The organism is Bradyrhizobium sp. (genome assembly GCF_050014615.1).
Taxonomy (GTDB): Bacteria; Pseudomonadota; Alphaproteobacteria; order Rhizobiales; family Xanthobacteraceae; genus Bradyrhizobium.
The window spans coordinates 1-4,835 of the sequence record NZ_JBEKCZ010000296.1 but is presented as its reverse complement, the minus strand read 5'-3'; the positions used below and the strand labels follow the sequence as shown (position 1 = coordinate 4,835).

Annotated in this window: 4 protein-coding genes and 2 pseudogenes; 2 read left to right on the top strand and 4 right to left on the bottom strand. The window is 59.2% G+C overall.

Translation table 11 applies throughout. The features are described 5' to 3' along the window. Nucleotides 1-355 precede the first annotated feature (355 nt). The 4 genes and pseudogenes from ABR948_RS28315 to ABR948_RS28300 form a co-directional block, all read right to left on the bottom strand. Entirely contained in the window at nt 356-1,102 is a 747-nt protein-coding gene (locus ABR948_RS28315) for an SDR family oxidoreductase (protein WP_428124407.1), read from the bottom strand. A 148-nt stretch (nt 1,103-1,250) separates the two neighbouring features. Then, nucleotides 1,251-1,655: a DinB/UmuC family translesion DNA polymerase gene (locus ABR948_RS28310; RefSeq protein WP_428124405.1), complete on the bottom strand. Its 405-nt coding sequence runs from the start codon at nt 1,653-1,655 to the stop codon at nt 1,251-1,253. A 183-nt stretch (nt 1,656-1,838) separates the two neighbouring features. After that, nucleotides 1,839-2,870, bottom strand: coding sequence for an IS110 family RNA-guided transposase (locus ABR948_RS28305; protein ID WP_428124411.1), 1,032 nt, complete (start codon nt 2,868-2,870; stop codon nt 1,839-1,841). Between the two features lie 80 nt (nt 2,871-2,950). After that, nucleotides 2,951-3,526 (bottom strand): annotated as a pseudogene (locus tag ABR948_RS28300) (Y-family DNA polymerase); the annotation flags it as partial. On the opposite strand from ABR948_RS28300, the pseudogene ABR948_RS28295 reads away from it, so the two are divergent. Next, nucleotides 3,515-3,730, top strand: a pseudogene (locus ABR948_RS28295) (helix-turn-helix domain-containing protein); the annotation flags it as partial. The pseudogenes ABR948_RS28300 and ABR948_RS28295 overlap by 12 nt on opposite strands. 60 nt (nt 3,731-3,790) lie before the next feature. Continuing rightward, nucleotides 3,791-4,540 (top strand): LysR substrate-binding domain-containing protein, encoded by a 750-nt coding sequence (locus tag ABR948_RS28290; protein ID WP_428124409.1) that lies wholly within the window; start codon nt 3,791-3,793, stop codon nt 4,538-4,540. The last annotated feature ends 295 nt before the right edge of the window (nt 4,541-4,835 follow it).

Genomic DNA, 4,835 nt, shown 5'->3' with positions numbered 1-4,835 from the left:
GGGGCGATGAGACAGAGGTCTCGTACGTTGAAATAGTGATGCGGCGATCGTTGAACTATTCGATGCCGTAGCCGAGCCGCAGCATCACCGGCGCCAGGATCGGGATCACCGGCGCGAGGGCTCAGTATGACAAATATCAGCGTTGGATAGGTTTGAATGGTTAGTCGTATTGATCGCGTCATCGGCGAGCGGACGGAGCGCAGGCGGGCAGCGGCGGTCGCCCGTGTCGATCCGTTGTTGGGCGACCTGCGCTTGGAGGGCTTCGACCTTGTGGTGATTGGATCACTGGCAAGGCGGGAATTTCAAGTCCCATTCCGATGTCTCTAAGCACCCGCGTTCGGCAGTGCTGACTGAACTAGAGGTCGATCAAGCCGCCGTCGACGAACAGTTCGGCGCCGGTGGTGTAGGTGGCATCGGCGGCGAGGTAGAGGGCTGCGGCGGCGACTTCGGCGGCGGTGCCGGTGCGGCCGAGCGGAATGCGGGTCTTAGCCCCCTCGATAAAGTTGTCCTTTTGAGCCGGCGTGAGGCCGCCTTTGTCGAGGATCGGGGTGATGATCGGACCGGGGCTGATGGTATTGACCCGGATGCCGCGCGGGGTCAGTTCCTTGGCGATGGTGCGGCCGAACGAACGCAGTGCTGCCTTGGTCGAACCATAGATCGTGCTGCCTCCCAGGCCGCCGTTCGCGCCGGCTACCGAAGCGGTCAGGATGATCGCGCCGCCGTCCGGGATCATCGGGATGGCGTGCTTGACCAGAAAGAATGCGCCCTTGACGTTGATGTTGAACTGGCTGTCGTAGAAGGCCTCGTCGACCTCCGCGATCGGCGCGAACTTAGCGATGCCGGCGTTGACAAACAGGACGTCGATGCGGCCGTGTTTGGCCTTGACCCGGTCGACCAGAGCCTTGGTTGCGGCCACGTTGCTCGCATCCGAGACCAATGCCTCGATCCCTGGCAGCGCCGCCTTGGCGGCTACCACCGAGCGCTCGCTGGAGCCGGTAACGACCACCGTCGCGCCCTCTGACTGAAAGAGCTTGGCCGTCTCCGCACCGATACCGCTGGTGCCTCCGCTGATGAGAACGATCTTGCCGTCGAGCTTCGCCATTAAAGGTTTCCTGACTGGAGCGGGTTACCCTACCCGACAGATGGGGGCCCTGCGGCGCGAGCAATGGCGCCGGTGGATGACTTTTACCGAGCAGTGCCGTGGAGCGCCAGATGATCGACCTGTTCTAGCGCGCAAAGTGGCCGTTCGATTAAAGCAAAGCTATCTGTTCGGAGCGTTCAATTTCTCTGACGGAGAACCCCGAAATCGAAACACCGAGCAGCCTTACGGCCTTCTTTAACGGAAAGAGCGCCCTCAATAGTTCAGCCGAAACGGCTTTAAATTCCCTTTGGCTGCCGATGGCGCCGGCTAACGTCCGGCTCCGCGAGATCAGTTCGAAGTCGGCGAATTTCACCTTGAGCGTCACGGTCCGGCTCCGTGTACCCTTGTCCTCGCAATGTCGCCAGACCTTGTCGATCAGCGGCCCCAATTCCGCGAGCATGACCTCAAACTCTGTGAGGTCATGTGTGGACGACGCCCGCATTGCAAGAAGAATCTGGCGTTTGGCTTGCGGTCGGGTGCAAGTCATGTGTCCGGCCTGTTTGCGCGGCACCATGACCGCTGGCCCTGATGTAATCCGCGGATCGGGTCCCAATCATTCGCCCGGGCTTTTATGCCCATGACCCAACAGCGGGTTTTCCCAATCGACGGCTCGACCGTTTCGCATCACGCCATCATCACCCTCGCAATTCGATTGTCTTGCTCTGCCGTCGCCTCATGCTCCCATTGCCAAGCCCGTTCAGGCGGCTGCAGCAAGCTCGGGCGCTCGATAGGATCCGCCATTGGCCATGATCGCCCAAGCAATGCGCGCCATCTTGTTGGCAACCGCAACGGCGACCAGCTTGGCCGGCTTCTTGGCCAGCAGCCTCATAATCCAGGGATGCTTTTGTGGATGCAGTCGAGCGTTTCGAACAACGGACGTTGCACCGATGACGAGTAGCCGCCGGAGATAGCGATCCCCCTGTTTGGAGATGCCACCGAGCCGCTCCTTGCCTCCTGTCGAGTGCTGCCGCGGCACAAGTCCAATCCAGGCTGCAAAATCCCGACCGGATTTGAAGCCACCCGGGTCTGTGACAGTAGAAGCAATGGCCGTGGCCCCGATCACGCCTATCCCAGGTACGGTCTCGAGCCGGCAGCTCATATCATTGGCCCGATGATGGGCGTGCATGGCGCGATCCAGCATCCCGACCTGCAATTCCAGAGCAGCGAGCTGATCGATAATGGCCTGCAACGCCTGTTTCATAGCGGATGGAAGCGCTTCGCGATTACTCTCGTCCGTCACAATCGCGCCAAGCTGCGCGAGACCTTCGCGTCCTATCTCTGCAACGAGACCAAACTCGGCAAGATGGGCTCGGAGCGCATTGACCAGCTGCGTGCGCTGACGGATTAAAAGATCCCGCGTTCGATGCAACATCAGCAGGGCTTGCTGATCGGCCGATTTTATCGGCACGAACCGCATTGATGGGCGTGTCACGGCCTCACAGATGGCAGCTGCGTCGGCAGCATCGTTTTTCGACCGTTTGACATAGCCCTTTACGTAGCTCGGAGGCATCAGACGCACGGTGTGGCCGAGCTTGGAGATTTCACGTGCCCAATAATGAGCGGTTCCACAGGCCTCCATACCGACCAGGCAAGCGGGAATCTTGCTGAAGAAGTCCAACACCTGCTTGCGCCGCAACTGACGGGTGATGACAACCTTGCCCGCACTATCCACGCCATGAATTTGGAATACGTTCTTGGCGAGATCAACGCCGATAGTGTTAACATGCATGTGGACGACCCCCTCTGGTGATTCGTTGTTCAACGATCACCCCTTTGGCACATTCGATGCCGGGAGCGGGCGTCGTCCACCACATCATTCGCGAAGGTGTTTTCCGCGCCAACGGACTTCCGGGTTCTATTGGCCCGGACCTCGCGGTCGTCGATGCCGCGCGAAATCCAATAATAGTACGAACCGAACTTTCCAAAATTGGCTTGCATGAAATCGAGAGACTGGTTGCGCATGTCGAGCCCCGTGTAGAGCCCCAGGGAATTCATCTTCGCGCTGGTCGCCGGTCCGATGCCGTGGAATTTGCCGACAGCCAGGGCTCCGACGAACGCCGGACCCATCTCCGGGGTGATCACGTACTGACCGTTAGGCTTGCGGTGATCTGACGCAAGTTTCGCCAAAAACTTGTTGTAGGAGATGCCGGCAGAGGCATTGAGACCGGTTTCCTGCTTGATCTTCGCCCGGATCGCGAGCGCGACGTCGCGTGCCAGCGGAATTCCCTGCAGGTTTTCCGTGACGTCAAGGTAGGCCTCGTCGAGTGACAGCGGCTCGATGAGACACGTGAGGCAAGTTGCATGGATGGCAGTTGATTGATAATAGCATTCATCGTACCGATACGTTGCTTTTTTAGCAACATTGGATGGCCTATGCCTAGTCATCTTCGAAGTGGAATTAATACGCTCCCGGGTCTTAGCGAACGGCGCCTACGTTACTTCGCGGCCGCCGTGACAGCGGGGTCCCTTCGTGCGGCTGCCGATAGTCTGGACCTTGAGCCATCAGTACTAAGTCGTCAGATTCAGCAACTCGAGACCGAATTGGGCGTCGTCCTTTTGGAACGGCGCGGGCGAGGTGTCACACCGACTGAGGCAGCCCAGCTAGTGCTAAACTGTTACCGACAGCATGTTGTCGGCGAGGAAACGCTGTTGACCCAGTTGGAAGAACTCAATGGACTGCAGCGTGGCCAGATTCGGATAGCTGCGACGGAGGGGTTCCTTGATGAACTCGTCAGTGTCGTGCTCAACGATTTCTGCCTGCAATATCCCAAGATCGACGTGACCCTCGAACTTATGAGCGCCGGCGAGGTTGTCCGCTATGTCGCGGAAGATCGCGCGCATCTTGGGGTTGCTTATGCACCGCAGCCCGACCCTTCCGTCCGCATCTTCGCTGCACGGAGCCAGCCTGTATGCATAATCGCAGCCCCCACTCATCCGTTAGCGGCTCGCGCCGACCCGTTGACACTCCGCGACGTAGTTCTGTTTCCGGTAGGACTGACGACTCCTGGCTTCGGATTGCGCCGCATTGTTCAATTGGCTGAATTTTCTGAGAAACTGCAGTTTCGTCCGGGCCTAACGACGAATTCAATTGCTGCGCTCAAGCACTACGCCAGCGCCGGACTTGGTATCACGTTTCTGCCGAAGTTTGCGGTTGCGCGCGAGATCGCAATGGGGCAGTTGGTGGCTTTGCGAACGCGCAACCGAGTGTTCGAAGCTGCCGATGCGCAGCTACTTGTGCGCGATAAGCGTCCGCGCTCCGCCGCTGTCGACCGAATGATTGCACAGCTCGCAACCATGAGCGGCCTGCGCCAAGATGCCGCCCCGAAACGATCGCGAGTGCGGCCCGAAGCGTCGGGCCGTCGTCCTAAGCAGGCACGACCGAACAACGCGCGAGGGTAACGCTTAACATTCTGACCTTGGTGCGCTCTTTCGCCAGGTCTCTTGGCTTGTGAGCGGACCTCCCATTATGCGTGTGCGTCGATCGTGCGCACGGCGCGGGTCGGAGAGCAGGTCCAGTATATTGCCGGACACGATAGTCTGCCCTAGTTCTTGAAGCTAGGCGGTGTTCAACGAACTGCTGGACCCTTCTTCGCCCTCCCGACATCGAGGCTCCGGTTCTTATGACTGGGTTCGGATTTTCTTCCGAAGGATACGCAACGGTTTCATCGAGATGCGAGCCCTGCATACCGACAGG

Coding starts and splice junctions, on each gene's coding strand:
- ABR948_RS28315 (WP_428124407.1), bottom strand. CDS start 1,102: ATGGCGAAGCTCGACGGCAAGATCGTTCTCATCAGCGGAGGCACCAGC.
- ABR948_RS28310 (WP_428124405.1), bottom strand. CDS start 1,655: ATGGTGCCGCGCAAACAGGCCGGACACATGACTTGCACCCGACCGCAA.
- ABR948_RS28305 (WP_428124411.1), bottom strand. CDS start 2,870: ATGCATGTTAACACTATCGGCGTTGATCTCGCCAAGAACGTATTCCAA.